This window comes from Streptomyces sp. NBC_00328 (assembly GCF_036139655.1).
Taxonomy (GTDB): domain Bacteria; phylum Actinomycetota; class Actinomycetes; order Streptomycetales; family Streptomycetaceae; genus Streptomyces.
Map to the genome: position 1 here is coordinate 584,729 of NZ_CP108013.1, position 25,423 is coordinate 610,151.

Sequence of the window (25,423 nt, forward strand, 5' to 3'; positions counted from 1 at the left end):
GTCGCCGTGGACGAAAGGGACCACGCGGATGGTGTCCGCCTCACAGCGCGCGAACGTGCCGCGCTGGCGGAGATCGAGGAGGGGCTGCGGCAGGACCCCGCGCCGGAGCCGCACCGCCCGTCCGGCGGGCGCCGGCTGCCCGTCGCGGTCGCACTGATGCTGGTGTGCTCGGTGGTCCTCGCGGTGGTCGGCATCCGCACGTCGAACGCCGCGCTTCTCTGGTCATTCGCGGTTCTGTGGCCGCTGACCGCGCTGCAGCTCGTCAGGCTGCTGGGCCGCTGGATCAGAAGCACGGGCCCTTTCACTCCGTGGTTCTGACCGGTTCGCGGCCTCCGCGGCCGGCAGAGGAACTTCCCGGCTTCCTCGCGTGGGCAGGCCCACGACATCGCCGTGATCGCGCGCGGGGCGCCTTGGTGTGTGCGGCAGCCCGGGTGAGCCGTGTCTCACAAGGGCGGCAGCGCTTGCCTATGCAACGAGTTGCATAGAAAGCTGTGCGGTATGGCGCTCGAACACGCGATCCTCGTCTCCCTGCTGGAAAAACCGGGGTCCGGCTATGAGCTGGCCCGGCGGTTCGAGCGGTCCATCGGATACTTCTGGACCGCGACGCACCAGCAGATCTACCGCGTGCTCAAGCGCATGGAGAGCGAGGGCGTGCTCGCCGTCCGGGACGTGCCGCAGCAGGGGCGGCCGGACAAGAAGGTGTACTCGGTCGCCGGCCCCGGGCGTGCCGTCCTCTCCGAGTGGCTGCACGAGCCGATCGAACCGGAAAGCATCCGTCACGACCTCGCGGTGAAGATCCGCGGCGCCGCCTTCGACGACCCGGCGGCGCTCGTCGACGAGGTCGAGCGGCACCACCGGATACACAGTGACCGGCTCGCGCGCTATCTCGCCGGGGAGCTGCGCGACTTCACCGGTCCTGACGCCCCCGCCCCCCTCGACGCCGGTCAGCAGCTCCAGCACGTCGTACTGCGCGGCGGCATCGCGTACGAGCGCATGACGATCGCCTGGCTCGACGACGTCCTCGCCACGCTCCGCACCCTCGGCACGACGACCGGTGTCACGGGCGGCGACCCGCAGGACGGCCCCGAGCGGCAGTCGTCCTGACCCACCCCGGCTTCCTCCGTCTCCCCGTCATGCAATCTCCCACCTCCCACCCCTCGGAAGGCGAACCTCTGTGACCACCACTCCGTTGCTGTTCAACCCGCGCACCTACGACCCGGCGCACTTCGACCCCGAGACGCGCCGGCTGCTGCGCGCCACCGTCGACTGGTTCGAGGAGCGCGGCAAGCGCCAGATCATCGAGGACTACCGCACCCGCGCCTGGCTCGGTGACTTCCTCGCCTTCGCCGCCAAGGAGCGCCTGTTCGCCACCTTCCTCACCCCGGCCTCGGCCGCCACGGACGAGGACCAGCGCTGGGACACCGCCCGGATCGCCGCGCTGAACGAGATTCTCGGGTTCTACGGTCTCGACTACTGGTACGCCTGGCAGGTGACCATCCTCGGTCTGGGCCCGGTGTGGCAGAGCGAGAACGCCACGGCTCGCACGCGTGCCGCGGACCTCCTGTCCCAGGGCGAGGTGTTCGCCTTCGGTCTGTCCGAGAAGGCCCACGGCGCCGACATCTACTCCACCGACATGCTGCTGGAGCCCCAGGCCGACGGCGGTTTCCTGGCCGGCGGCTCCAAGTACTACATCGGCAACGGCAACGCCGCCGGCCTCGTCTCCGTGTTCGGCCGCCGCACCGACGTCGACGGCCCGGACGGATACGTCTTCTTCGCCGCCGACAGCCGCCACCCGGCGTACCACCTGGTGAAGAATGTCGTCGACTCCTCCAAGTTCGTCAGCGAGTTCCGCCTGGAGGACTACCCGGTCGCCCCCGAGGACGTCCTGCACACCGGCCGCGCGGCCTTCGACGCCGCCCTCAACACCGTCAACGTCGGCAAGTTCAACCTCTGTACCGCCTCGATCGGCATCTGCGAGCACGCGATGTACGAGGCCGTCACCCACGCGAGCAACCGGATCCTCTACGGCCGCCCCGTCACCGCGTTCCCGCATGTCCGCCGGGAGCTGGCCGAGGCGTACGTCCGGCTCGTCGGCATGAAGCTGTTCAGCGACCGCGCCGTCGACTACTTCCGTTCGGCCGGTCCCGAGGACCGCCGTTACCTCCTCTTCAACCCGATGACGAAGATGAAGGTGACCACTGAGGGCGAGAAGGTCATCGACCTGATGTGGGACGTGATCGCCGCCAAGGGCTTCGAGAAGGACAACTACTTCTCCCAGGCCGCCGTCGAGATCCGGGGCCTGCCCAAGCTCGAGGGCACGGTCCACGTCAACCTCGCGCTGATCCTCAAGTTCATGCGCAACCACCTGCTCGACCCGATCGACGTACCCGCCGTGCCGACCCGTCTCGACGCGGCCGACGACGACTTCCTGTTCCGGCAGGGACCGGCACGCGGCCTGGGTTCGGTTCGCTTCCACGACTGGCGCGCCGCCTACGACGCGTACGCCGAGGTCCCGAACGTCGCCCGCTTCCGCGAACAGGCCGACGCCCTGTGCGAGTTCGTCACCACGATGGCCCCCGACGAGGCGCAGGGCCGCGACCTCGACTTCCTCCTCTCCGTGGGCCAGTTGTTCGCGCTGGTGGTGCACGGACAGCTCATCCTGGAGCAGGCGCGTCTGACGGACCTGGACGAGTCGGTGCTCGACGAGCTGTTCTCCGTTCTGGTCCGTGACTTCTCCGGCCACTGCGTCGAACTGCACGGCAAGGACTCCGCCACCGAGCAGCAGCAGGGCTGGGCACTCGGCGCGGTCCGGCGTCCCGTCGTGGACGAGGCGCGTGCGGCCGAGATCTGGAAGCGCGTGGAGGCGCTGTCCGGGGCGTACGAGATGTCGCTGTAGCGGCGCTGCCGACATGAGGTGGTCGTGTGCAACTGGCGTCTGTACAAAGCCGGTTGCGCACGACCTGCCGCCACGCGACCGAGCTGGGCTCCGGCTGCCCGGCCGCGGGCCGGGATCTCCCTACCCGAGGGTCCAGCCGTTGGCGAAGTCGCACTGGAGGTCGGTCCAGCAGCGCTGTTCGGCGGGCCCGAGGGCGGCGGGCTGGTGGTAGCGCAGGTCGGTGCGCGGCAGGCAGTGGTCGAGGTAGGCAGTGAGGATCTCGGCGTCCGCCCGGATACCCGCGGTCAGGAGTTGAAGTCCGCGCCCAGCGCGGAGTTGAACTGTTTGGGGGCACCGAGGGTGCTGGGCCCGATGACGACTGAGCCCTTCGGGGTCACCCCACACGCCGTCGACGGAAACACCCAGACTGCGCCGCGCGCGCCGTGCGGGGTGCCGTCCGGAGCGACCTCACCTCCAGCGAGCAGGTCGGCATGTCCGTCGCCGTCGACGTCGACGATCTTGGTCGCCGTCCCGAACGCGTCGGCGGCCTGAGCGGTGCCGGGCACGCCTCCGGTGTCCTGGGTGAGGAGCTGCGCACCCTTTCCGGTCAGGCCGTGCGCGGTTCCCCGCATCGTGAGGACACTGCCCGCGCCGTCCGCGCCGCCGACGTCCTTCTGCGGTATTCCGACGGACACATCCGCGTACCCGTCACCGTCGATGTCACCCACCGAGACGCCGGCACCGAAGTACTCGGTCCCGCCCTCCTCGTCGGCTCCGGAATCCTCATGGGCGACGCCGGGTATACCAGGACTGTCCTGGTTGAGCATCGTCATCTTCTCGACGTCGGGGCCGTTCTTGCCGCCCGGCAGATAGATGACCGCCCCGCTCTTGAGGTGCGGCAGACGGTACTTCCTGGCGTACTCCTGCTCCTCCACCCCGCTGCCGCCGCTGTCGACGGAGACGAACTCGAAGAAGGCGTTGGTGACGATGTCGGCGTAACCGTCGCCGTTCACGTCCCCGACAGCCACCGCATGACCGGCATCCTGAGGACCGTGGATCCCGCTCAGGGCGGCGCCGGCGGTGAGGCCGTCAGGGGTGCCCTTCCAGTACAGGACGTCGCTTCGACTCGTGCTCCCGTTCTCCGTCTCACCCACGGAGACCAGGTCGGTGACGCCGTCACCGTTCACGTCCCCGGTGGCCAGGTCCCTCATCCCGGCTCTGCGCGGGCCCTTCACGTCGTGCACGCCGCCGGCCGGCGTGCCGTCATGCCCGAACGGCCCGGACAGGACGCGCAGGTCGCCGCCCCGGACCTGGGTCGCCACATCCGGCGCACCGTCGCCGTTGAAGTCCCCCGCCGCAACGAGCGAACCGACCCCGTCACGGGAGGTGGCGCGACTGGGCAGCGTGACCGAGCCGGACAGCCCGTGCCGGCCTCCCCAGATGACCGAGAGGGATCCCTGCCAGTGATACCGGCGGAGTTGCCCGTCCTCGTATCCGCCGCTTCCGTACGCTTCGTCGTGACTGTTCTCGCGGGACCCGACGATCAGGTCCGCGTACCCGTCCTGGTCGAGGTCGGCGGTGGTCACGGAACTGCCGTAGTAGTCACCCGGTTCGCCGACCCCGGGCACGCCGGGCTTGTCCTGGTCGAAGATCTGCTTGGACGAGATCCGCAGACCGTGGGACGAGCCGTACACGACGGCCACATAGCCGGGCTTTCGACGGGCTTTCCCGCGACTGAGGTCGCCGTGCGGAGAAGGAAAGGCGACATCGGAGTAGCCGTCGCCGTTGAAGTCGTCATGGAGCGCTCCTCGGTGGAGCTCGCCGGCACCGGACGAGGCGCTCGGCACGCCGTTCACACACCAATCGGCCGGAGGGGCGCCGTACACCTTGCTCTTGGCGCCGCCCTCGGGTTCGGCGGGGTCGGCACTCGTGCACGCCGTCACGGACAGGCCGACCGCGATGCTCAGCGCCAAGCCCCGGGCGTGTGCGGTTCGACGTGAGTTCATCGGTGTCCTCCATGCGGTGCGCACGCGTGCCCCCGACGCCCGTCCCTTCCCGGTCAGCGGGTGTCACCGGGACGGCAGCCTTCTCAAGAGCATCGAACAGGGCGGGTTCACAGGCGCGCGGATGCGGTTCCCTCGAAACAAGGGCGAAGGCAAAGCAGCGCCTGGTCGGTGGGCGTCAGGTCGTGGTGGGCCAGGTCCGCAGCAGGGCGGCGATCTTCCCGGCGGTGCAGGCGGGGTCGAGGAGCAGGTCCCTGAGGGCGATGGCGTCCTCGCGTACGGGCTTGACGCCGATCCCGGCGGCTTCGAGGTACATGACGCCGCTGGCCGCGGCGACGGCGAGATTGGAGCGCTCCAGCCAGCGGCACCGGCCCAAGGTGTGCACCAGGGCGGCGGCTTTGGCGTAGGGGCCGTCGTAGACGGGTTGCTCGAACAGTTCGGCACGGTGGCGCGCGACCGCCGAGGCGGGAACGCCGTAGTCGTCCGGCGCCGGATCGTCGGCTCCGGCGGCCTCGGCCACCTGAAGGATCCAGGGAACGTCGATGTGCAGATCCATCAGGCCGCGTGCGCTCCCCGAGCCGTCTGCTGGGCCTGTTCGACCTCGTCGAAGACACTCTGGTGTTCGCTCAGGAAGCGGGCGGCCGCGTCCACCGCACGGGCACGCAGGCCGCTGGTGTCGTCCTGCACCAGTCGGGCGAGATAGTCCCCGATGCTCAGCCCCAGGTCGGCGGCTCGCTTCTTCGCGAGATCCGCGATGTCCTCGTCCACACGCGCGCCCAGCTGTGTCTTCGCCATACCGACATGGTAACAGTCGTTACCACCCCAGGGAGGGAAACGGGGAAACCGGCGGCCCCCGCACGTATCGTCCCCCTGCTGGACCGAACGTCCGGCATTCCCTGGGCGTCACAGGTCTGATGTCGTATTCGACTCCATTCCACCGTCTTCTTCTCGGGGGCATCATGCGGTCCGTCAAAATGCTCGTCACCCTCGGCCTGGTCGCCGCTGCTGCCGTCGGATGCGGCGACGACAGGGCACCCGCCGACAACCGCGCCGGCAACGTCGACACGGCCGAGCGTGCCCGCCGGGTCGCCACCGCCTGGGAGGGTTCCGAGGCGGCGCGTGTCTGGCGCCAGGGCTACTACCCGCTCGGCGACTCCGTCCAACTGCCCGACGGGGCCTTCCACGACGACGCCGACAAACGCGCCTACGCCACCCAGAATTTCCGACTGCGCGCCCCCCTTCCCGACACGGCGAAGAAGCAGGCGAAGGTCCGGTGGCGCGACGGCGATTCGCTGACCCTCCCCCTCGCCTCGGCACGGGAGGCCTACGACAAGCTCGCCCGCGGCAGCAACTCCGGCCCGGCCCTCACCGTGACCGCTGCCCGGCTCGGCCGGATGACGGTGCCGACCAGCCGGGGGACGGCGACGGTGCCCGCCTGGCTCTTCACCGTCAAGGGCTACGACACTCCGCTCAAACGCGTCGCGGTCACGCCCTCGGAACTCCCCCGGTCCCCGATCGGGCCCGTACCCGAGCGGACGGACGAACTGGGGCCGCTCGTCGGGCTGGACACCGTCGCACGGGACGGCAGGACGATCACCCTGCGCGCCGAGCACGGAGCGTGCGACGACGGCCCGGCCGTCGAGGTGCTCGAGGCCGAGGGCGGCGTGGTGTTCTCGGCGTCGATCCGTGGCACCTCCGACGGACCGTGCACATCCGAGTTGCGGGTCAAGAAGGTGACGGTGAAGCTGCGCCACCCGGTCGGCGACCGCATCCTCCTCGACGCGTTCACCGGCAGGCCCATTCCTCCCCGCCAGGAGCCCGCCGGACCTACACAGTGACCGTCCGACCCGCGCGGTGACCGCTCGGGTGAAGCACGGGGCCGCCCTCATATGAGGGCGGCCCCGTACCGCTCGGTGTCGTCCGGCACCTACTCGATATTGATCCTGAAGGTGCTGGTCGTGTTGCGGACGTCCTGGGCGTTGCCGCTCATCCGCAGGTTGCGGAAGGTGGCTTCGCCGACAGCGGGCCCCTGGCCGGGCTCCGGCAACTCGTTGGCCCAGATGCCGAATCCGGACTTGGCGTCGAAGGCGTCTCCGCTCTTCTTGGAGTCGGTGATGGAGACGTCGGTGAAGATGGTGTCCTTCACCGGGAACTGCGGTTGCCCGCCTACATAGTTGGTCTGGAACATGACGCCCCCGTAGGTGGAGTCGTCGATGTCGACGTCGTTGACCCGGATGCCCTGGAAGACCTTGGAGGCGGAGAACGCCCAGATGGCGGGGAAGACCTGCGAGCCCCAGAAGTGGCCGCCCGTCCTCTCCAGGGACACGTTCTCGATGGTCGTGGGCTCGGTCCCGAAGCCGTTCATCGGGTAGCCGAAGTCGAGCGAGGAGATCGTGACGCCGGAGTAGACCAGGGTGTCGGCGACGCGGAGGTTGCGGAAGGTGTTGTTGTAGCCGCCGTAGACGGCGATGCCGGCCGCTCTCCAGGTGAGCGTCGATGTCAGGTTCTCGTAGAGGTTGTTCTTCTCGTCGGCGCCTCCGGCGTCGATCGCCGAGAAGAGGGCGAAGCTGTCGTCGCCCGTGGCGCGCGCGTCGTTGTTGACGACGTGGTTGTCCGTGGAGCCGTTGGTCATGTTGATGCCGTCGGCGAAGGTGTCACGGATGCGGGCGTTCCTGATGGTCATGCTGTCGGTGTTGGCGCCCCAGTACAGGCACACCATGTGCTCGACCCAGATGTTGTCGATGGTGATGTCGGAGACGTTGGAGAAGTCGAACACCTTGCCCGGGCCGTCGATCCGGGACGTGTAGTTGCCGAGGTAGGTGAAGCCGGCGAAGGTCGAACCCTTGGCACTCGCCTCGGCCCGGAAGCCGATGTCGGTGTTCTCCTGCGAGGCGGGGGCGTGGAAGCGGGTGAACCAGGGCCCGGCGCCGACGACCTTGACCGCCTTGCCGTAGACCTGGAACTTGCCGGCCGTCTCGTAGTCGCCGGCGGGCAGGTAGACCCCGACCAGTTGGCCCGTGGTGTCCATGCGGACCTTGTCGAGGGCGTTCTGCACGTCCTGGTGGGTGAATCCGGCCGGGACGGCGTACGCGGCCGGGTCCGGGTTGGCGGCCGCCGTCGCCTGCTCGGTGTTGATGAAGTCGATGGCGTACGTGGAGGAGTTGGCCGCGTCCTTCTGGAGCCGGATCCTGGATCCGGCCGGGACGGTCCTGCCGAGTTGCAGGCTCGCCTCGTCGTAGATGTGCCGAGGGGCTCCGGAGCCGGGCGAGTTGCCGGGCGCGGTCTCACTGCCGTAGAGCCAGGCGTACTTCGAGGTGAGGTCGATCGCCTTGAGGAACTGGCCGTCCACGTAGACGTCGAGCGTCGTCGTGGTGCCGTCCGGGATCGAGAAGCGGGTCACCAGGGTGTTGGTGGCCGCGCGGGTGGTCCATTCGACGTACTGGCCGGTCCCGTCGAGGGTCACCGCCTTGCGGCCGCTCGCCTCGCCGGCGACATCGCCGATGGTCCGGTTCGGTCCGACGGTCTTGGCACCGCCGCCGAGAGTGCCGTCCTCCGCCTCGTACATGTCGTACGGCATGTCGGCGCCGCGGCCGACGAACAGGGCCTGCGTGGTGGTGTTGTTGGCCCGCTTGACCGGGAGTTCGTTGGTGTCGTCGGCGATGACCGTCCTGACGGTGTACTTGCCGTTGACCGCCGTCCACGACCCGAGGGCGACGGGCGCCGTCGTCTGACCCACGGCGACGGCACCGTTGTAGGAGCCGCTGAGCGTCTTGACCGTGGCGCCCTTGGAGTCCTGGACCGTGAGGGTGACGCCGTGGGTGCCTGCGGCGGAGGCGACCGTACCCTGGTTCTTGATGGCGACGGTGAACTTGACGTCGTCGCCCGCCGAGGCGCTGGAGGGGCTCCAGGAGACCGGTGCGGCCAGGAGGTCGGAGCTGGAGACGGGCTTGACGACCAGGGCGTCGGAGCGGGTGAAGGTGTTGTTCGCCTCGTTCTGCTCGATCACCTTGTTCGCCGGGTCCACCTCGGCGCCGACCGGGTAACTGCCCGCGTCCCGGGCCCCGATGCTCGCGGCGACCGTCTTCGTCTCACCGGCCGCGAGCGCCGGGACATCGGCCGTGGCGACCTTGGTGCCGCCGAGGGTGAAGTTGAGGTCGGTGGCCTTGGACGCCTTGGTCCCGCTGTTGGTGACGGTCGCCGTCAGGCTGATGGCGTCCGACTCGACCGGGGCCGCGGGCGTGTTGGTGATGCCGGTGACCTTGAGGTCGGGGTTGGCGGCCGGGGTGCCGATCACCTGGAACTCGGCGGCCTGCCCGCCCGGGGCACCGGAGTTGGACGTGAACTTGAGCTGGATGTCGGCGGCGGTGCCGGAGACCGGGATGGTCACGGTGTTGCCGCCGGCCGGGTTGAACGTGTAGTCCTTCGCCGCGACGAGGCTGGTGAAGGCCGTCGCGTCCTGGTCGCGGCCGAGCACCTGGATGTTCTGGGTCCGGGTCGACCAGGCGGCGTCCGGGTTGAGCTTGACGACGATCTGGCCGAGGTCGGCGTTGGCACCCAGCTTGGTGGTGAGGGTGGCCGGGTAGGCACCGCCCGCGCTCTCCCAATAGGTGCCGATCTGGCCGTCGTTGGCGTTGGCGGCGACATAGGTGAAGGTGGAGGAGGACGCCTCGATGGGCTTGCCCTCGGCGAGGTTGGATCCGGAGCCGGTCGAGCCGGTCCGGGTGACGCTGTTGCTGGCCGCCGACACGTTCCCGGCGGCGTCCTTCGCCTTCACGTAGTAGGTGACGGTGGCCGTCGCCGACGGGGTGTCGGTGTATGTCGTGACGTCGCCCGCCACGGACTTGGCGAGCTGGCCGTCGGCGTAGACGTCGTACCCGGTGACCTTCACGTTGTCGCTCGACGCCTGCCAGGTGAGCTTCACATCGCTGCCGGACTGCGTGTAGGCGAGATTGCCGGGCGCCGTGGGAGCCTGCGTGTCGCCGCCCGATGCCGGGCGGGTGACGCTGTTGCTGTTGGAGGAGACGTTGCCCGCGGCGTCCTTCGCCCGCACGAAGTACGTGATGGCGCTGCCGGCCGGCTGTGTGTCGGTGTACGTCAGTACGTTCCCGGCCACGCTCGCCCGCAACTGGCCGTCGGCGTAGATGTCGTAGCCGGTGACGGCCGTGTCGTCGCTCGCCGCGCTCCAGGTCAGTTTGATCTGCCCGGTGGCCGGCTCGGTGTAGCCCAGGCTGGACGGCGCGGTCGGCGCCTGGGTGTCGCCCGTGACCGGCCCGTAGACCTCCAGCTCGGACAACTGCCCTGCGGGCCAAGCGGTGTTGGCGGTGAAAAGCACCCGCACGTACCGCGTCGTGACGGTGTCGAGGGCGATGGCCGCCGACTGGTCGCCGGAGCTGTCGAAGGTGTACGCCTTCGAGGCCGTCAGGTCGGTGAAGTTCTGGTTGTCGGTGGAGCCCTGGACCTTCAGGGTCTGGCTGCGGCCGGGCCAGCCACTGGGCAGCCGCAGGGTCACCTGGTTCACCTTGACCGACGAGCCGAGGTCGACCTGGAGCCATTGCGGGAAGGCGTTGTTGGTGGACTCCCAGTAGGTGTTCCGGTTGCCGTCACCGGCGTTGGCGGCGGGGTACACGTCGGCGTGCCCGCTCTCGCTGAAGGGCTTGCCCTGCGCGAGGTTGGGGGTCGAGGCGGCGGTCGTGAGAACCTGCATCTCGGCGAGCTGGGCCGTGGGGGCCACCGAGTTGCCGCTGAAGTCGGCCCGTACGTACCGGGCGAGGGTCGCGGGGAAGGAGACCTTCACCGTGTTGCCGTTGCCGGGGCTGAAGACGTACTGCGCCGACGACTTGAGCGTGGCGAAGCTCTTTCCGTCGGCACTGCCCTGAAGCGCCAGCGTCTGCTTGCGGGTCTGCCAGTGCTCGGGCAGCCGCAGCACGACCTGGCGGACACGTCTGGTCCGCCCCAGGTCGGTCTGCACCCACTGGGCCGACTTCTTTCCGGCCTGCCAATAGGTGTCTGCGTCGCCGTCGGTGACCTTGACGGCCGTGTGTGCGCCGCGGGCGCTGCCGGCCTTGGTGACGGCGTCCGCGGCGGCGTCGGGGCCGCCGGCCGCGTGGGCGCCGACGGCGGGCAGGCCCAGAACCATGACGAGGGAAGCCAGCGCGGCGGTCGCTGCGCGGCTTCTCCAGGATCTCGGCTTGTGTGAAGTCATGCGGGGTTCACTCCCTGCGGAGGTTCGCGCGCCGGAGGGGCGGCGGGGTCGGCTCGTTCCTGGGCAGAGCGGTGGCGCGGTACGACGAACGGCAAGAGTCGGCTGCACGGCGCACACCATCCCCAACAGGGGACACGATGCGCAGCTTATTGCGTTGTTTCATCGCAATATTGCAGAGCGGTGCGAGCCCGTCTACCGTCAGGACGCCACAAGTTTCACCATCAACACCCGCGCATCAACGACAAGGACCTGCCGAACCCTGTCTGCGAACCAATGAATAGGGCGATACATGAGGCTCGCCAGATCGAGAGACGCCGCAATGCAAACGAGCGCAATTCACGCAAGTTCTTGCGCTACTGGGCAGCGACACGGAAGCCCACCACGCCACCGAGTGCCCGGAAGTCGCTGATGGGGGCGGCCGAGGCAGGACGGAAAGGCATACTCGGCGGCATGACTGTTCACAGCGCCCGCGGAGGCCCGACCGTACCCGTCGCCCCCGACACCGCCGCCTGCGCGGCCGCCCTCGAAGTCGCCACCGCGTACTGCTCCCCCGCACTGCTCAACCACTCGGCGCGGTCCTATGTGTGGGCCTCCGCGTACGCGGCGCAGCGTGGCATCGAGCACGATGCGGAGCTGCTGTACGTGTCAGCGCTGCTCCACGACATCGGGCTGGTGGCGGAGTTCGACAGTCACACGGTCGACTTCGACGTGGCCGGCGGGCATGTGGCCTGGGTGTTCGCGGCCGGGGCCGAGTGGCCGGCGGAGCGCCGACAGCGGCTGTCGGAGGTCATCGTCCGGCACATGTGGGACGCGGTGGACGTGCGGGAGGATCCTGAGGGACATCTGCTGGAGCGGGCCACCGGCGTGGACATCTCGGGGCGCCACCTGGACGACTTCGGCGCGGGGTTCCGGGCGGACGTCCTGGCCCGGTACCCGCGCGCGGGACTCTCGGAAGAGTTCCTGGCCTGCTTCCAGGACCAGGCCGCCCGCAAGCCGCGGAGCTCACCGGCCGTGTCGGTCCGCGCCGGCCTCGCCGAGCGCGTCCGGGCGAACCCGCTGGACCGCCCGGCCGGTTGACCCGCAGGACGCGGTCCGGCGGGTGCCACCGGCATCGCGGGTCCGTCGGCCGGTGAGCTTGCCCCCGGTGTGCCTGCCAGGCGTGCGTCGGGTCCTCCTCCCCTGACGCATGCACGTGACGTATGAACCTGACGGATGAACCGCAGTCCGAGAGGGCTGGTCTGCAGGCCTTTGAGGACCGCAGACCAGCCCAGGGGCGCACCTGTCAGCTCTTGGGCATCAGGACTGTGTCGACGATGTACACGTTGGCGTTCGCGGTTTTCACGTTGCCGCAGACCACCTTGGCGGAGCCGTTGACCGTGTAGGACTCGCCCGAACCGGAAGTCGTGATCTTCGACTTCTCCAGGGTGGTGAAGGAGCCGCTCTCCAGGTCCTTCGGCGTCAGCTTCTGGCCGACGACGTGGTAGGTGAGGATCTTCGTCAGCTGGGCCTTGTCGTTGAGGACCTTGTCCAGGGTCACCTTCGGGATCTTGGCGAAGGCGTCGTCGGTCGGCGCGAACACAGTGATGTTCTGCGCGTTGTTGAGGGTGTCGGCCAGGCCTGCCTTCTGCACCGCCGCCACCAAAGTGGAGAGCGCCGGGTTGTTGGAGGCAGCGGTGGCGACCGGGGCCTTGGCCATGCCGTCGAAGGACCCGGCGCCGTCCTTCGGAACGGAGGAACAAGCCGGGCCGAACGGCTGGTCCATGCTGCTCGCGCTGCTGCCCGAGCCGGCCATGTCGTCACTGCCCGTTGTCGCCGAAGCCGTTGCCGTACCGGCGGAATCGGACTTGTCCGCGTCACCGCTGCCGTTGGAACAGGCGGTCAGGGCCAGGGGCAGCACGGCCGCCGCGGCGAGAAGGCCGGTGGTACGGCGGATACGGGTGTTCATCATGTTCTCCTGGTGGAAAAGCAGCACGATGCGGCTGCGTTCGGGTTGTTCGGAAAGGTGGTTCGGAAGGACACGCGGCCCCGTCGTGAGGTGGGCGTGGCTACTCGACGGTGACGACGACGGAGTGCCGTCCGCCGGCACCGTCGGGGATGGTGCGGGTGCGTCCGGCGGTCTGCACGGCGCCGGTGCGGTCGGTCGCGCGGACGGTGAGGGTGTGGCCGCCTCGGGTGGCCTGCCAAGGCATCGACCACTGGCGCCATGTGTCGCGGGTGTCCTCCGCGGCCAGGTGGGTCTTCTGCCAGGGGCCGTCGTCGACGCGGACCTCGACCTTGTCGATACCCCGGTGCTGGGCCCAGGCGACGCCGGCGATCATCACCGTGCCGGCCTTGGGCCGGGCGAAGGGCTTGGGGGTGTCGATACGCGATGCGGTCTTGACCGGGGCCCTGCGGGCCCAGCCGCGCTTGACCCAGTACGGGTCGTAGGAATCGAAGGTGGTGAGCTCGATGTCCTCGATCCACTTGCAGGCCGAGACGAATCCGTAGAGACCCGGGACCACCATCCGCGCCGGGAAACCGTGCTCGAAGGGCAGTGGTTCGCCGTTCATGCCAAGGGCGAGCATCGCGTCGCGGCCGTCCATGAGTTCCTCGACCGGGCTGCCGATCGTCATGCCGTCCACCGAACGCGCCACCAACTGGTCCCCCGGACCTCCCCGGGACGGGGGCCGCACCCCACACTCGGCCAGCAGGTCGGCCAGACGTACGCCGGTCCAGCGGGCGTTGCCCACATAAGGGCCGCCGACCTCGTTGGAGACACAGGTCAGCGTGATGTCCCGCTCGATGAGCTCCCTGTGCAGCAGGTCGTCGAACGAGTACGTGGCCGGACGGCTCACACCCTTGCCGTGGATACGCAGCCGCCAGCCGGTGGCGTCCACCTTGGGCACCACCAGCGCGGTGTCCACCCGGTAGAAGTCGCCGTTCGGGGTGAGGAAGGGACTGACGCCGGGGACGCGCGGTCCAGCGCCTCCGGGTACCGGTTGCGCCGGTGACCGAGGGGCCGGCAGCACGACCCTCTCACGTGAGGCGACCGCGTCCCGGCCGCGCGAGGTGTTCAGTGACCGGCCGACCACGCCCACCGTGGCAGAGGCCGCCGCTGCGGACGCGGCCGCCAGGACGAACCCCCGTCGGTCCCATCCCTCGCACGCGGGCGAGCCGTCTCCCGCTTCCTCGGTCACGGACGCGGGCGGCGCCGGTGACCGTCGCACCACGGTCAGGCGGCTCACCAGAACGTTCAGAAGCAGGGCCCCTGCCACGGCCCCCAGGAGGGAGGGCAGCGCGTCGGTGACGCCGGCCGAGTCGGGCCGGCTGACGGCTGCCGCCGCGCCCACGACCCCGAAGAGAAGGACCCCGGCGGTTCCGACCCGCCGAAACCGCACCGCCGGCACGCCCAGCGCCAGAGCCGAGACAGCCAGCACGACGAGGATGCCGAGCTGCAGCACGAGTTTGTCGCTGGTGCCGAAGTGGCGGATCGCCCAGTCCTTCACCGGAGCAGGTGTCGCGTCGACGGACGCGCCGCCCACCGCGATGACCGGACTGGACTGCGGACGCACCGCCGCGGCGACCAGTTCGGCCACCGCCAGTGCGGCGAACGCGGCCAGTGCCCCGCTCAGCGCACCCAGCGCCGAACGCGGCATGCCTGGCCGTACTCGCTGATCCTTCTCTTCGTCCCTCACATGGGGAATCCGGTTCTGCCCACCGGACGGATTGGCCCACCCACCTGATCGGATGAAAAGTGATCTCCCACCAATCCACCCCGCTTGCGGCAACGGACCAGACAGTTGCGACGCCGCCGGTCATCACCGTCGTGCTCGCTGAACGCTACTGGTCGATGACGCTTTCGGAGATCACGAACCTCGCTTCGCACTCCGGGCATTCGGCCTCGAACTCGCCGTTGAGCAGTTCGAGTTCCCGAGACCAGACAGACCTGGGCTGCCGACGTCGACACCCGGTGCCCGCGCGGGACTCTCGGAGGAGTTCCTGGCCTGCTTCCACGACCAGGCCGCCCGCAAGGCGCAGAGCTCGCCGGCCGTGTCGGTCCGGGGTGGCCTCGCCGAGCGAGTCCGGGCGAACCCGCTGGACCACCCGGTCGGTTGACCCACTGGGCCCTGACCGAGTGGCGCGGCCGCGACCCGTTTCCACCAGCCCGTCCCGGTGACACGGCGGGTTGTACCGGTGCCTTTGCAAGAGCCGCCGGTTCACAGAACGGTCAGGTCACATCATGACCGTCGCCCAGGCCTGCCGGAGTCAGCCAGGTGTGAGCACCATCCGGAAGCGGGCGGCTCCGGAGAGCATCTTCTGGAAAGCCTCATCGGCGTGCTCCAGCGGTACGGTCTCGGTCATCGGCCGGATGCCGTGCAGGACGCTGAAGGCCATGGTGTCTTCCACGTCCTGTGAGGTGCCGGACGGATGGCCGCGGACGACACGGCCGCTGAGAAGCAGTTGGGCGGGGGCGATGCTCATCGGTGAGGGATCCGCTCCGATGACCACCAGCTCGCCTCGCGGTGTCAGGCCTTCCACGGTCGCACTGATGGCCTGGGAGTTTCCGGCAGTGGCCAGCACGGTCCTCGCACCGCCGAGGGCCTGCAGCGCCTCGGCGACCGGGACGTCCGCGGTGCTGTCGATGTAGTGGTGGGCGCCCAGCCGCTTGGCGAACTCCGCCTTTTCGGCGCCGCGGGCGATCGCCACGGTCTCGAAGCCGAGGGCGAATGCGTACTGGACGCCGAGGTGCCCCAGACCGCCCAGGCCAAGGACGGCGACGAGGTCTCCGGGCTCAGCGGGGCTGCGTCGCAATCCGTTGAACGTGGTCACGCCGGCACATGCCATGGGCCCCGCGTCGGTTGCCGCGAGATCGTCGGGGATCTCGGCGAGTGCGTCGGCGGGCGCGATCATCTTGTCGCCGAAGCCGCCGTCGTAGGCCCAGCCAGGGACTTTCAGGTTGTCGCAGACGATGAAGTCGCCTTGCCGGCAGCGTGTGCAGTGGCCGCAGCTACCGCCGAACCAGCCGACCGCCACTCGGTCGCCCACCTGCCACCCGCGCTCGTGCACCCCGTCGCCCAGTTCCTCGATATGCCCGGCGATCTCGTGTCCGGGCACCTCCGGGAACGAGACACCAGGCAGATGTCCCTCGACGAAACTGGCGTCGCTGTGGCAGACACCGCACGCCTCCACGGCGATTCTGACGTGTCCGGGGCCGGGCTGCGGCACCTCTCGCTCGGCGATCTCGAGAGTGCCGCCCGGGGCGGTTACCTGCGCGACTCGGTAACTGTTCATTGGTCCCTCCGATGGATGCATTCAAGGGCTTGGTTCCAGGGCAACAGGTACGGGACGATTACGCGCGTCGAGTCCTGCCGCGGACGTTCTCCTCGTGCGCGCACGTCCTGGCCGCCGGATACTCGATGGGGGCTCGATGCCTCCCAACCGCAGACCAGACGCTGAGGAACATCGGGCTTCCTTCCCGGCCCCCACCGATGAGGAGATTGCGTCATGCGCTCCCAAAGGAATCCGCTGACTCCCCTCGAGGCGGTGACGGCCGGCCTGCTGGCCGGGGCGGTGGGAACGGTGTGCCTGGATGCCGTCCATTACCTGAAGTACCGTCGCGCGGGCGGGACGGACAGCCCGCTCGCCTGGGAATTCGCGCCGGTCGAGAGCTGGGAGAAGGCCCCTGATCCGGGGCAGGTGGCGAAGCGGGTGATCGAGGGCTTCACCCAGCGCCGGCTTCCTGATGATTCCGCCTGGCTCACGAGCACCATCGCTCACTGGGCCTACGGATCAGCGGCCGGCGCGGCCTACGGCATCCTGGCCGGATCACTGCCCAGACCCTCCCCCGTGTACGGCGTGCCTTTCGGTGCCGCGGTGTTCGCCGGTGACTACGTCACCTTGCCGATCGCAGGGCTCTACAAGCCGATCTGGCAGTACGACGCCAAGATCCTGGCCTGGGATCTCGGCGCGCACGTCGCCTACGGCACCGGCACCGCAATCGCCTTCTGGCTGCTCAGCGGACTCGGCATCGGCGCCGTCGGCCGGAGACCGTGAGCCGATTCCCTCCGACGACCGGCCCCGGCGTGGACCGGGCCGCAGTCGACCGGATTCCCGGGCGCGGCCCGTGTCCGGCCGTGCGAGTCTCGTCATGCCGGCATCTGTACGAGCGCAGGGAAGTGTCAGTCATGGACATGAAACTCGAAGTCGTGGTGGTGCCGGTGTCCGACGTCGACCGGGCCAAGAGCTTCTACACGCGATTGGGCTGGAGGCTGGACGCGGACATCGCCCCGGACGAGAACTTCCGGGTGGTGCAGATGACGCCGCCTGGCTCGCCGGCGTCGGTCATCTTCGGCACCTCGGTCACGTCCCAGACGCCGGGCTCGGCTCAGGGCCTGCAGCTGATCGTGGACGACATCAACGCCGCGTACGACGAGCTGAAACGGCTCGGCGCCGAGCCGAGCGAGGTGTTCCACGACGCAGGCGGCGTCTTCCACCACGCCGGAACGGACGCCCGGCTGCCGGGGCCGGATCCGCAGCGCACGAGCTACGGCTCGTTCCTGTCCTTCAGCGACCCGGACGGCAACGGCTGGCTCCTTCAGGAGATCACCACCCGGCTCCCGGGACGCCTCGACCCCGCGACCACGACGTTCGCCTCCGCGGAGGACCTGGCGAGCGCGCTGCGCCGCGCCGCGGCCGCGCACGGGGAGCACGAGGCACGCATCGGTGCGGAGGACCCGAACTGGCCGGACTGGTACGCCGAGTACATGGTGCGTGAGCAGGCCGGGACCGAACTGCCGTCGTGACCGCGTCGTCCTGTCGAGAACTCCTGTGACAGCCGGCGTGGGGCTGGATCGGTGGCTGTCCGGTACCGATTCCGGTCCCGGACACGGTCACACACGTGCAGGCCAGGAACCTGCTGGTGCGCGGTGCTGGGCGCAGGTGCATTCTGAAAGGTGAGCGTTCCGGTCAGCGGGCCTGCCCAGCAGGCCCTTGCGAGGCCTCAGCAGGGCCGGGTCCGCGAACCGGCGTCGGCGAAGCGAGCCGGGCACCCGCGAGGTGCGTACCGGTGGCCGCCGACAGACAACGGTCATCTCGAACCAGGGAGTAGGTCATGCCGTCCCTACACTTCCATGTGAACTCCTCGATGAGCCCGGGGGAGGTGATGGGCGTGCTGACGAACTTCAGCCCTTCCCGTGTCGATGAGTGGCCCTCCATCGATGCCGAGCACTTCCAGGTCCACGAGCGGGGCGATACCTGGGCGGAGGTGACCGAGGGGAACGACAAGTCGTGGGAGCGTGCACGCTACGAATGGGACCCCTCGGCGAACAGGGTCACGGTCACCACTCGGGACTCGGTGCCCTTCGGCTCGGGGGGCTGGCAGTTCCAGATGACCCCCACGGATGACGGGACCCGTGTCGACGTCAGACTCGAACGGCACCCCGACTCGTTCACATCAAAGATGAAGTCCTCGATCATTCCCTTCGCCGGTCCGGTGTTCCGCAAGTCCTTCAAGGAACCCCTGCACACCGTGTAGCGGCGTGGAGGCCGCCGACGACCGTCTCGTAGGCGAGGACGGGCCTGCCGGAGCGGGCCCCTCCTCCGAGGGGAGCCGTTCATGACCACGGCGAAAGATCTGTTCATCATCGCCTTGGACCTGAAGCATCCCGTGGGGCAGGGTGACCTGTCCCTCGCGCTCGCGGGAGCCGAGCTGATCGATCTCATCGGGGCAGGGGCGGTCGCCGTGGACGGCGACCGGATCGTGCCAGGTGGACCGCCGCCGGGCGATCCATTCCTGGGCGAGGCTGCGGCAGGTCTCACTCGGCAGGCCCCCTACGAGCGGATCGCGGACTGGCTGTGGCGCCGGGGCCGGGACCTCTCGGCCGCGTACCAGGCCGACCTGGAGGAGAACGGTGAGCTGAAGCCGCAGCGAAGCAGCCGGTTCTCCTTCGGCTCGGAAAGCCTGGAACCGGTCGATACGCCCGCGCGCCGCCGTGCAGCCGACCGCTGGCAAGAAAAGGAACCCGTGCTGACCGCCCTCGCCGCAGTCCTGGGCACCGACGACGAACGATCCGACGATGAGACCGGCCTCGATGACGAGGCCGTGACGACTGTGGTGGCCGCCGTCAACGACGCGGTGATGGAGCTGGAGGCCGTACGCCAGCGGCGAACCATCGAGAACGCGGCCTTCGCCAACCTCTGGCGCGGGCCGTGAGCCGGGCCTGCTCTCAGGAGCGTGGTCGAACCCGATGGCGACGGTGAGCGGTCACACGGCCGCCGGGCGGTGCCGGGCAAGCCCTTTGACACCGACGCTGTGACCACCGGTCAGCCCCCGGACGGGGCGACGCAGGCGTACAGGCGCAGGGGTTTCATGCCGTGGCGGGTCTTCATGGGCGCGTTGCTGCGGCCGCCCTCCACCCAGCGCTTGCGCCATTCGATGGCCATACGGATCTCCGTGGCCCACAGAAGGTAGTTGGGGCTGAACCCGTCGAGGGTGGCGTGGCTGGTGCCGCCCGCCCACATGTGCAGGCGCTCCTCGTCGAGGAGGACGACCGCGGCGGCCAGAGTCTGCTCGCCTCGGTCGACGCGGACCACACGGGCATGGTCGCCCAGGGCCATGACGAAGTCGGTGAAGGCACTCTCGGGATACATGTCGGCGCTGCCGTACTTGGCTGCCGTGCGGCGGGTGAGGTCGCCCACCGTGCGGAGGAAGTCGGGGCGCGGTGCCTCGACGGCTGTGGTGACGCCCGTGTCCGCCGCGCGCCGCAGATACTGGCGGATCGTCCGCCGGGTGCGGGCTCCGAGGGTGGCGAGATAGGAGTCGTACGCGTCGAAGGCGCCCCCCGCCTCAGTGTGCAACGGGAGTTGGAACCGGGTGACGATCGGTGCCACCTGCCACCCCTTGTCCCGCGCGATGTCGAGGACCGGGTCGCCCTCGGGGACACTCACGAGTCCTGCGGTCCGGGCACCGTCGGCGGCCGCCACGTTCCGCAGAGCGTCCAGCACGGCTCCGAGAACGCGCGCCCGTTGTCCGGGGCCGGTCGCGCGCACGGGTACGCGGGTGTCGTAGCAGTACCAGTTGTGCCCGAGGAGCGCCGGGCCGTCGGCCCCCTCGATGCCGACGGCGCGCAGGAAGCCGTACGGATCACCCTGCTTCTGGAGATAGCACGGCAGCACGGCAAGGGTGCGGCCCGCTTCGGTCACCGTCACGTAGCGGGCCGCGAGGAACGGGCTCAACGGGCTTGTCTGGTAGGCGCGCAGATACGCGGGGGTGTAGTGGACGGGCGCGATGCTCTCCGCGGCCACCTGTTCCCACTGGGCGATGTCGACATCATCGATGCGGTCGGTGACATCGACCGCGATCCGCCGCGTGCTCAACTCGGTTCCCCTCCCTCTGCCCCGTCTCCGTCCTTCTCCTTCACCCAGCCCGCTCCGGCCATCGCGGCCAGGAATCGTTCGCCGAAGCCCGGCTCCCACCGGATTCCCGCGTCGAGCTGGGCGGTTCGGACCACGCCCGCCGTGCCGGACACTCCGTCGACGCTCTGGGCCAGGGCCATCGCGGAGGCGTAGAACCTGCCCCTGTCGTCGGCGAGCCGGCGCTGGAACCACTGCCGGTCGGTCTCGTCCACGGCTCCCATCAGGGCACGGAGGTTGAAGGGGCCCGGCCATGACCTGTGCAGGCTCGGGCCCCCACGGGCTGCCGCAGGAACCTCGTCCCAGGCTTTCGACAGGGTGCGGTGCAGATCGGCCACGATGTCCGCCTGCCGTTCGAGGACGTCGCGGCCGGCGCCCAGCGGCCGCAGGGTGTCCAGTGCGTCCCGCCCGTACCGCCAACGGCGGCTCAGCAGATCGGGGGCGAGCGGGTCGTCGTCGGGCGGCAGGCAGGCGGTCATGCGGCGCGCCGTCCAGCGGGTGAGGAGGGGGGCGAGCCGGTCGGCTTCCTGGGCACCGGCTGTCGCGACGACGGCGGCGGCGGACGCGGCGATCGCGGCGGATCGGCGCAGTTCCTGCGGGTCTACCTTGTCGAGGGTGTCGGCGCCGGAGTGGTTGAACCGGTCGGGCCAGTGGCCCAGTTGGACGGCGGGACAGCCGATGGCGCGGTCGGCGAGGACCGCGTGGTCGGAGGCGCCGACGAACGGGGTCGTACGCCACGCCCATACGTCACAGCCGACGGCCCCGCTGTAGGAGTGCGCGGCCGGCGGCAGGGCCCGGACACAGGCCTCGACCAGGGCGCTCGCGAAGTGGGGCAGGTACTCCGGGCTGTGTTCGACGATCAGCGGGCCCCCGCAGCGCCGCTGGTCCTGGCCCACCATGTCGAGATCGACCGCCATCATGGGCAACGGTCCTCGGCCCTCCTCCACGAGCCGGTGGACGTAGGCGGCGAGCCCCACGAACTCGGGTGCCCAGAGGAACCGGACGGGACGGCGCAGGCGCCGGGCCGCCAGGACCCGCCCGGCCGCGAGGGCGGCCGCGACTCCGGAGGCGTTGTCGTTGGCGCCGGGTGCGGGGTGGCACAGGTGGGCGGTGATCAGGCAGGCGTCGGGCGACGACGGCGCGGCACCGGATCCCGCCGGGGTGCGGGCGACGACCACCGGCATCCGCGCGGGGGCGGTGTCGACGTCGACGTCCACGCGGGCACGTTCGCCCCGGTGGTAGGCACGCAGGAGCGCGTCCATCTGACCGGGCACCACGCTGAACCCGAACAGGGCGCTTCCGCCCGGCAGTTCGACGCGGCCCGCCCCGTCCGGCCGGTCGGAGCCGGTCCTCACGCAGAAACCGCTCGCCCGCTCGACCCGCATCCGGGCGAACAGCTTCCCGCCGAGGCCCGCCGCCGACGGAACCAGGACCACCGCGCCCGGCGGCCACCGGTCGTCCTGCGCGTGCACGAGGGGTGCTTCACCGTGCGCGGCGGCCGAGTGGACGGCGAGGGTGTACGGCTGGGCCGGGTAGTCGACCAGTGCGGTCCGGCCGGGTAGCGACAGCCGCGCGGAGCGAGGGGTCCAGGAGGAGGGCGCGGTGAATGTCCACCACGAGGTACGGCCGTCGGCGGGGAAGTTCAGGATCTCCACCCCGGCAAGCCCGGCGCGTTCGGCCTCGCCCGCCACGAAGTCGGCTGCGGCGGCGATGCCCCTCGACCCCTGGTAGCGGTCCCATTCGGTGAGCCGGGCGACCCAGAACATCGCCTCGTCGGCGTCGATGCCGTGATGGATCCCGGCGACGAGGTCGGTGAGGCTACCCGGCATCGGCGAACGCGTCGCGGAAGGCGGTCAGACGGGCTTCGGAGAGGGGTACGGCGATCTTGTACAGCGGTCCGTCACGACGGCCGACGTCGGCGGCCTCCCCCGGCCTCCCGCCGATCCCGGCCTCGCCCGCACCGATCTCCTTCACCCGTACCCCGTGCCTCTCCCACACCAGGTTCGCGTCCCGCTCCCCCTCGACCGTCACCCACGGCAGGCAGTCGGCCCCTTCGGTGACCTTGAGCCCTGTCCGCCGCAGCGTCCTGGCCACGACCGGCTTCACCTCGGCGATCCGGGTCCGCAGCGCGCCGAAGACGTCGCCCTGCGCGAGGAGGCGGAGGGCGACGGCGAGACCCGCGCCCCCGGCTCCGAGGGGTGGTGCGATCTCGCGCAGCCGTCTTGTCGACTCGGGTGCCGCTAAGGCGAATCCGACCCGGAGCCCGCCGCAGCAGTACCCCTTCGACATGCTGCGCAGGACGATCAGGTTGGGGTGCTCGGCGACCGCCGGGACACAGCTCGCGCCGGGCCCGGCGTAGACGGCGTACGCCTCGTCGAGGACGACGGTCGTGCCGCACGCGCGGGCGGCCTCGGCGATCTCCGCCAGCCGCTCCCTCCCGAAGAGGTCTCCGGTGATCGTGGGCCGGTCCAGTACGAGGACCGAGGGGGTGTGGCGGTCGAGGTCGGCGGTGATGTCCTCGAACCGGGTGGTGATCGCCCTGGCGCCGAGGCGGGCGGCCCAGCGCGGCAGGTCCGGGTGGGCGCCGGCCAGATGCAGTACGGGTCCGGGCAGGGCCAGCGCCGCGCACGCGTGCAGCAGACCGGTGGCACCCGCCCCGGCGGTCACCGTGCCGGGTGCGAGGTCCAGCCCGAAGTGACTGGACAGCACGGGTGCGGCCGCGTCCGCGGAGTAGGGGTCGGACAGGGGGTAGGCGCGCGAGAGTTCGGCGAGGCCGCCGTCGTCGTACGCGCCCCGGAAGGCCGCGTCGACCCACGGTCGTACGAACTCGGTCTCGTCCGGCGACCAGCGCAGGTCCAGCGTGTTGGGGCGGGCCTCGTCCTGCGTGGAGGCGCGGGTGTCGCGCCTCCCTTCCCATGCTGTGATCGCCGCCGGGGTGTCCGTCCGGCTCCGGGCGACGAACTGGACGTAGCGTGTCGTCGGGGCGGGCTCCCGGCCGACGGCGAAGTCCGCGTCGACGCGCTCGACGGTGAAGCCGGCGCGGGTCAGCAGGTCGTGCACCTCGGCCGGCTGGTACATCCGGACGTCGTCGTGGATGACCACCGGCTCCGCGTCGCCCCGCCGTACCTCGATCTCGCCGGTGCTGCGGCCGGAGGCCATACGGTAGGCACGGCGGAAGTCGGCGCGCAGGCCCGCGGTCTCGAAGGTGGCCTCCGGCACGTAGTTTCCGGCGATGGCCAGCACGTTGGAGTGGTCGAGGATCAGCAGCCCGTCCGGGACGAGCACCCGGCGGACTTCCTGGAGCAGCCTCAGTTGCTGGGCGTCACTCCCCCAGCCGAACGACTGGACGCAGACGACGGCGTCGAACTCGCCGATGGGCCACGGCAGTTCGCGCAGCAGATCGAACCGCAGCCAGTCGGCCCGGACACCCGCCGCCTTCGCGGCGGCCTCGGCACGCTCCAGCGCCCAGCCCCCGGCGTCGGCGCCGGTGACGCTGAACTGCCTTGCGGCGAGGGCGACGGCGTGGCGGCCGGTGCCGCAACCCAGGTCGAGGACGCGGCGGCCGGGGGCCGAGGCGTCGAGGACGGCGGCGAGGTAGTCGGTCTCCGCCGCCGTGCGTTCGGGCGTGTACTCGTGGTCCGCGACGGCCCAGAAGTCCTCCCCGAAGAAGGTGAGATACCAGGGAGGAGCGTCCTGGCGTCCGGCTTCGCTCATACGGCGTCCGCCCGCAACGCCTCCTGCCGGTGCAGGAATCCGCACACGTCGCACAGGCCCGCGGGGTTGGCCACGCCCTCCTGGAGCACGTACCGTCCCCCGCAGACGCGGCAGAGGTCGTCGACCAGGGGCAGCAGTGTGCGCTGGACGTTCTCGAAGGCGTTGAAGAGGTAGTAGTCGATGCCGGGCCACAGGTCGTAGAGGTGGTCGGCCACGGCGTAGGCGAGGGAGCGTTCGTCGGAGCCGGTGGTGAACCGGCCCGGTGCCCCCTGCCGGTTGAGGCCGGGGGCGACGAGCTCCAGGTAGAGGGTGAGTTCCTTCTTGGTGATGCGGTACAGAGGGAACACGTAGCGCAGGGAGCCGAGTTCACGGACCGGGATGCCGCCCATGCGGTAGCCGGTGGTGAACCAGGTGACCATGCTGGCCACCAGGTCGTCGGCGTTGAAGCCGAACGCGACGACGGGGGCGCCCCGGCGTTCGGCTTCCTGTTCGAGCATGCGGCGCAGTACCTGGTGGCCGATGACCATGTTCATGTTGCGGTGCTCGCCGGCGACGACCTTGTTCATGACGTCCACGAAGGGCTCGCGGAGTTTGAACACCTCGGCCACGTCGTCGGCGGTGACGATGACGTGGTCCACGCCGAGTCCGGAACAGGCGTCCAGAGCGGTCCGGAAGGTGGCGGGCTCGTCCCAGTCGGGCAGGCCGGTGATGGTCACCGCGGTCATGTCGACCTCGGGCCACCGGCCGCGGGTGCGTTCGAGGAGCTTGAGGTAGGCGACGCTGTCACGTCCGCCGGACAGCCCGATGACAACCCGGTCCCCCGCCCGCATGGTGGCACCGGCGGCGATGCTCTGGACGAACGTCTCCTCCACGTACGTCACGAAGGTCTCCGCGGTGAACTGTTCGGTGCGCCGCTCCAGAGTGCCGCCGTGGTCGAAGAGAACGGATTTGGTGTAGACGGGGTCCGGAGCGGCGTAGACGTGTTCCTTGGGCCGGCGCAGCACGTCGAGGTCGTAGTGGCGCACCTGGCGCACCTCGATGACGTCGTCGGTGCCGACGACGGCCGTCGCCTCGGGGATCACCTCCCCGTCGCGGTGGGCGAGCACGGCGTTCGCCGGGATTCCGTGGAGGCGCAGCACGTCCAGGAGGCGTTGTCCCGGTGTCGCGTGCAGGGTCTCCGAACCACCGGTCTTGTTGCGGAACACGACCGTGCTCACGGGTTCTCCCATCGTGTCGTGA

Annotated in this window: 21 protein-coding genes; 9 read left to right on the top strand and 12 right to left on the bottom strand. The window is 70.0% G+C overall.

The features are described 5' to 3' along the window. The first annotated feature begins 6 nt into the window (after window positions 1-6). The 3 genes from OG485_RS02420 (at window position 7) to OG485_RS02430 (ending at window position 2,896) form a co-directional block, all read left to right on the top strand. On the top strand, window positions 7-318 hold the full coding sequence (locus OG485_RS02420) for a DUF3040 domain-containing protein (RefSeq protein WP_328663964.1): 312 nt from the start codon (window positions 7-9) through the stop codon (window positions 316-318). A gap of 180 nt (window positions 319-498) precedes the next feature. Further along, window positions 499-1,104, top strand: a complete 606-nt coding sequence (locus OG485_RS02425; protein ID WP_328663966.1) for a PadR family transcriptional regulator — start codon at window positions 499-501, stop codon at window positions 1,102-1,104. Between the two features lie 70 nt (window positions 1,105-1,174). Next, window positions 1,175-2,896 carry an acyl-CoA dehydrogenase family protein gene (locus OG485_RS02430; protein ID WP_328663968.1) on the top strand — a complete coding sequence of 574 codons (1,722 nt, stop codon included), beginning with the start codon at window positions 1,175-1,177 and terminating at the stop codon, window positions 2,894-2,896. A gap of 120 nt (window positions 2,897-3,016) precedes the next feature. Here OG485_RS02430 and OG485_RS02435 read toward each other — a convergent pair whose 3' ends face one another. The 4 genes from OG485_RS02435 to OG485_RS02450 all read right to left on the bottom strand — a co-directional run bounded on the left by OG485_RS02435 (window position 3,017) and on the right by OG485_RS02450 (window position 5,673). Continuing rightward, the gene (locus OG485_RS02435; protein ID WP_328663970.1) at window positions 3,017-3,280 is read right to left on the bottom strand and encodes a DUF6000 family protein; all 264 of its coding nucleotides are present in this window, start codon (window positions 3,278-3,280) and stop codon (window positions 3,017-3,019) included. Then, window positions 3,181-4,881 carry an FG-GAP and VCBS repeat-containing protein gene (locus tag OG485_RS02440; protein ID WP_328663972.1) on the bottom strand — a complete coding sequence of 567 codons (1,701 nt, stop codon included), beginning with the start codon at window positions 4,879-4,881 and terminating at the stop codon, window positions 3,181-3,183. Before OG485_RS02440 ends, OG485_RS02435 begins: the two co-directional genes overlap by 100 nt. Before the next feature lie 175 nt (window positions 4,882-5,056). Continuing rightward, window positions 5,057-5,434 carry a fic family toxin-antitoxin system, toxin component gene (locus OG485_RS02445; protein ID WP_328663974.1) on the bottom strand — a complete coding sequence of 126 codons (378 nt, stop codon included), beginning with the start codon at window positions 5,432-5,434 and terminating at the stop codon, window positions 5,057-5,059. Beyond that, on the bottom strand, window positions 5,434-5,673 hold the full coding sequence (locus tag OG485_RS02450; RefSeq protein WP_328663976.1) for a hypothetical protein: 240 nt from the start codon (window positions 5,671-5,673) through the stop codon (window positions 5,434-5,436). The genes OG485_RS02445 and OG485_RS02450 overlap by 1 nt, the downstream gene beginning before the upstream one ends. Window positions 5,674-5,837: 164 nt before the next feature. On the opposite strand from OG485_RS02450, the gene OG485_RS02455 reads away from it, so the two are divergent. Continuing rightward, window positions 5,838-6,716 (top strand): hypothetical protein, encoded by an 879-nt coding sequence (locus OG485_RS02455; protein WP_328663977.1) that lies wholly within the window; start codon window positions 5,838-5,840, stop codon window positions 6,714-6,716. Between the two features lie 89 nt (window positions 6,717-6,805). On the opposite strand, the gene OG485_RS02460 is transcribed toward OG485_RS02455, so the two are convergent. Further along, window positions 6,806-11,080 (bottom strand): discoidin domain-containing protein, encoded by a 4,275-nt coding sequence (locus OG485_RS02460; protein ID WP_328663980.1) that lies wholly within the window; start codon window positions 11,078-11,080, stop codon window positions 6,806-6,808. A gap of 450 nt (window positions 11,081-11,530) precedes the next feature. Between OG485_RS02460 and OG485_RS02465 the strand changes: the two genes are divergently transcribed. Then, window positions 11,531-12,157 carry an HD domain-containing protein gene (locus OG485_RS02465; RefSeq protein ID WP_328663982.1) on the top strand — a complete coding sequence of 209 codons (627 nt, stop codon included), beginning with the start codon at window positions 11,531-11,533 and terminating at the stop codon, window positions 12,155-12,157. Window positions 12,158-12,362: 205 nt separating this feature from the next. On the opposite strand, the gene OG485_RS02470 is transcribed toward OG485_RS02465, so the two are convergent. The 3 genes from OG485_RS02470 to OG485_RS02480 all read right to left on the bottom strand — a co-directional run bounded on the left by OG485_RS02470 (window position 12,363) and on the right by OG485_RS02480 (window position 16,351). Further along, a complete protein-coding gene (locus OG485_RS02470; protein ID WP_328663983.1) occupies window positions 12,363-13,025 on the bottom strand; it encodes a fasciclin domain-containing protein in 663 nt (220 codons plus the stop codon). Window positions 13,026-13,125: 100 nt separating this feature from the next. Beyond that, window positions 13,126-14,715, bottom strand: coding sequence for a molybdopterin-dependent oxidoreductase (locus tag OG485_RS02475; protein WP_328663985.1), 1,590 nt, complete (start codon window positions 14,713-14,715; stop codon window positions 13,126-13,128). A 610-nt stretch (window positions 14,716-15,325) separates the two neighbouring features. Beyond that, on the bottom strand, window positions 15,326-16,351 hold the full coding sequence (locus OG485_RS02480; protein ID WP_328663987.1) for an alcohol dehydrogenase: 1,026 nt from the start codon (window positions 16,349-16,351) through the stop codon (window positions 15,326-15,328). 213 nt (window positions 16,352-16,564) lie between these two features. On the opposite strand from OG485_RS02480, the gene OG485_RS02485 reads away from it, so the two are divergent. From OG485_RS02485 to OG485_RS02500, 4 genes are all read left to right on the top strand, one after another. Then, a complete protein-coding gene (locus tag OG485_RS02485) occupies window positions 16,565-17,113 on the top strand; it encodes a hypothetical protein (protein ID WP_328663989.1) in 549 nt (182 codons plus the stop codon). A 131-nt stretch (window positions 17,114-17,244) separates the two neighbouring features. Further along, window positions 17,245-17,862, top strand: coding sequence for a VOC family protein (locus OG485_RS02490; protein WP_328663991.1), 618 nt, complete (start codon window positions 17,245-17,247; stop codon window positions 17,860-17,862). A gap of 308 nt (window positions 17,863-18,170) precedes the next feature. Continuing rightward, the gene (locus tag OG485_RS02495; RefSeq protein ID WP_261709417.1) at window positions 18,171-18,593 is read left to right on the top strand and encodes a hypothetical protein; all 423 of its coding nucleotides are present in this window, start codon (window positions 18,171-18,173) and stop codon (window positions 18,591-18,593) included. A gap of 81 nt (window positions 18,594-18,674) precedes the next feature. Continuing rightward, window positions 18,675-19,271, top strand: a complete 597-nt coding sequence (locus OG485_RS02500; protein WP_328663996.1) for a GOLPH3/VPS74 family protein — start codon at window positions 18,675-18,677, stop codon at window positions 19,269-19,271. Between the two features lie 110 nt (window positions 19,272-19,381). On the opposite strand, the gene OG485_RS02505 is transcribed toward OG485_RS02500, so the two are convergent. From OG485_RS02505 to OG485_RS02520, 4 genes are read right to left on the bottom strand one after another with little or no spacing between them, the layout of a single operon-like run. Beyond that, complete coding sequence (locus tag OG485_RS02505) at window positions 19,382-20,434, bottom strand: GNAT family N-acetyltransferase (protein WP_328663999.1); 1,053 nt, start codon at window positions 20,432-20,434, stop codon at window positions 19,382-19,384. Next, complete coding sequence (locus OG485_RS02510; protein ID WP_328664001.1) at window positions 20,431-22,299, bottom strand: DUF4910 domain-containing protein; 1,869 nt, start codon at window positions 22,297-22,299, stop codon at window positions 20,431-20,433. Before OG485_RS02510 ends, OG485_RS02505 begins: the two co-directional genes overlap by 4 nt. Then, a complete protein-coding gene (locus OG485_RS02515) occupies window positions 22,289-24,184 on the bottom strand; it encodes an aminotransferase class I/II-fold pyridoxal phosphate-dependent enzyme (protein WP_328664003.1) in 1,896 nt (631 codons plus the stop codon). The genes OG485_RS02510 and OG485_RS02515 overlap by 11 nt, the downstream gene beginning before the upstream one ends. Next, the gene (locus tag OG485_RS02520; protein ID WP_328664005.1) at window positions 24,181-25,401 is read right to left on the bottom strand and encodes a hypothetical protein; all 1,221 of its coding nucleotides are present in this window, start codon (window positions 25,399-25,401) and stop codon (window positions 24,181-24,183) included. Before OG485_RS02520 ends, OG485_RS02515 begins: the two co-directional genes overlap by 4 nt. Window positions 25,402-25,423: the final 22 nt, after the last annotated feature.

What these genes read in the sequence shown, in the direction of transcription:
- OG485_RS02480 (WP_328663987.1), bottom strand. Translation starts at nt 16,351, where the DNA reads ATGAACAGTTACCGAGTCGCGCAGGTAACCGCCCCGGGCGGCACTCTC.
- OG485_RS02485 (WP_328663989.1), top strand. Translation starts at nt 16,565, where the DNA reads ATGCGCTCCCAAAGGAATCCGCTGACTCCCCTCGAGGCGGTGACGGCC.
- OG485_RS02495 (WP_261709417.1), top strand. Translation starts at nt 18,171, where the DNA reads ATGCCGTCCCTACACTTCCATGTGAACTCCTCGATGAGCCCGGGGGAG.
- OG485_RS02445 (WP_328663974.1), bottom strand. Translation starts at nt 5,434, where the DNA reads ATGGATCTGCACATCGACGTTCCCTGGATCCTTCAGGTGGCCGAGGCC.
- OG485_RS02515 (WP_328664003.1), bottom strand. Translation starts at nt 24,184, where the DNA reads ATGAGCGAAGCCGGACGCCAGGACGCTCCTCCCTGGTATCTCACCTTC.
- OG485_RS02510 (WP_328664001.1), bottom strand. Translation starts at nt 22,299, where the DNA reads ATGCCGGGTAGCCTCACCGACCTCGTCGCCGGGATCCATCACGGCATC.
- OG485_RS02425 (WP_328663966.1), top strand. Translation starts at nt 499, where the DNA reads ATGGCGCTCGAACACGCGATCCTCGTCTCCCTGCTGGAAAAACCGGGG.
- OG485_RS02465 (WP_328663982.1), top strand. Translation starts at nt 11,531, where the DNA reads ATGACTGTTCACAGCGCCCGCGGAGGCCCGACCGTACCCGTCGCCCCC.
- OG485_RS02490 (WP_328663991.1), top strand. Translation starts at nt 17,245, where the DNA reads ATGGACATGAAACTCGAAGTCGTGGTGGTGCCGGTGTCCGACGTCGAC.
- OG485_RS02470 (WP_328663983.1), bottom strand. Translation starts at nt 13,025, where the DNA reads ATGAACACCCGTATCCGCCGTACCACCGGCCTTCTCGCCGCGGCGGCC.
- OG485_RS02460 (WP_328663980.1), bottom strand. Translation starts at nt 11,080, where the DNA reads ATGACTTCACACAAGCCGAGATCCTGGAGAAGCCGCGCAGCGACCGCC.
- OG485_RS02455 (WP_328663977.1), top strand. Translation starts at nt 5,838, where the DNA reads ATGCGGTCCGTCAAAATGCTCGTCACCCTCGGCCTGGTCGCCGCTGCT.
- OG485_RS02500 (WP_328663996.1), top strand. Translation starts at nt 18,675, where the DNA reads ATGACCACGGCGAAAGATCTGTTCATCATCGCCTTGGACCTGAAGCAT.
- OG485_RS02440 (WP_328663972.1), bottom strand. Translation starts at nt 4,881, where the DNA reads ATGAACTCACGTCGAACCGCACACGCCCGGGGCTTGGCGCTGAGCATC.
- OG485_RS02475 (WP_328663985.1), bottom strand. Translation starts at nt 14,715, where the DNA reads ATGCCGCGTTCGGCGCTGGGTGCGCTGAGCGGGGCACTGGCCGCGTTC.
- OG485_RS02450 (WP_328663976.1), bottom strand. Translation starts at nt 5,673, where the DNA reads ATGGCGAAGACACAGCTGGGCGCGCGTGTGGACGAGGACATCGCGGAT.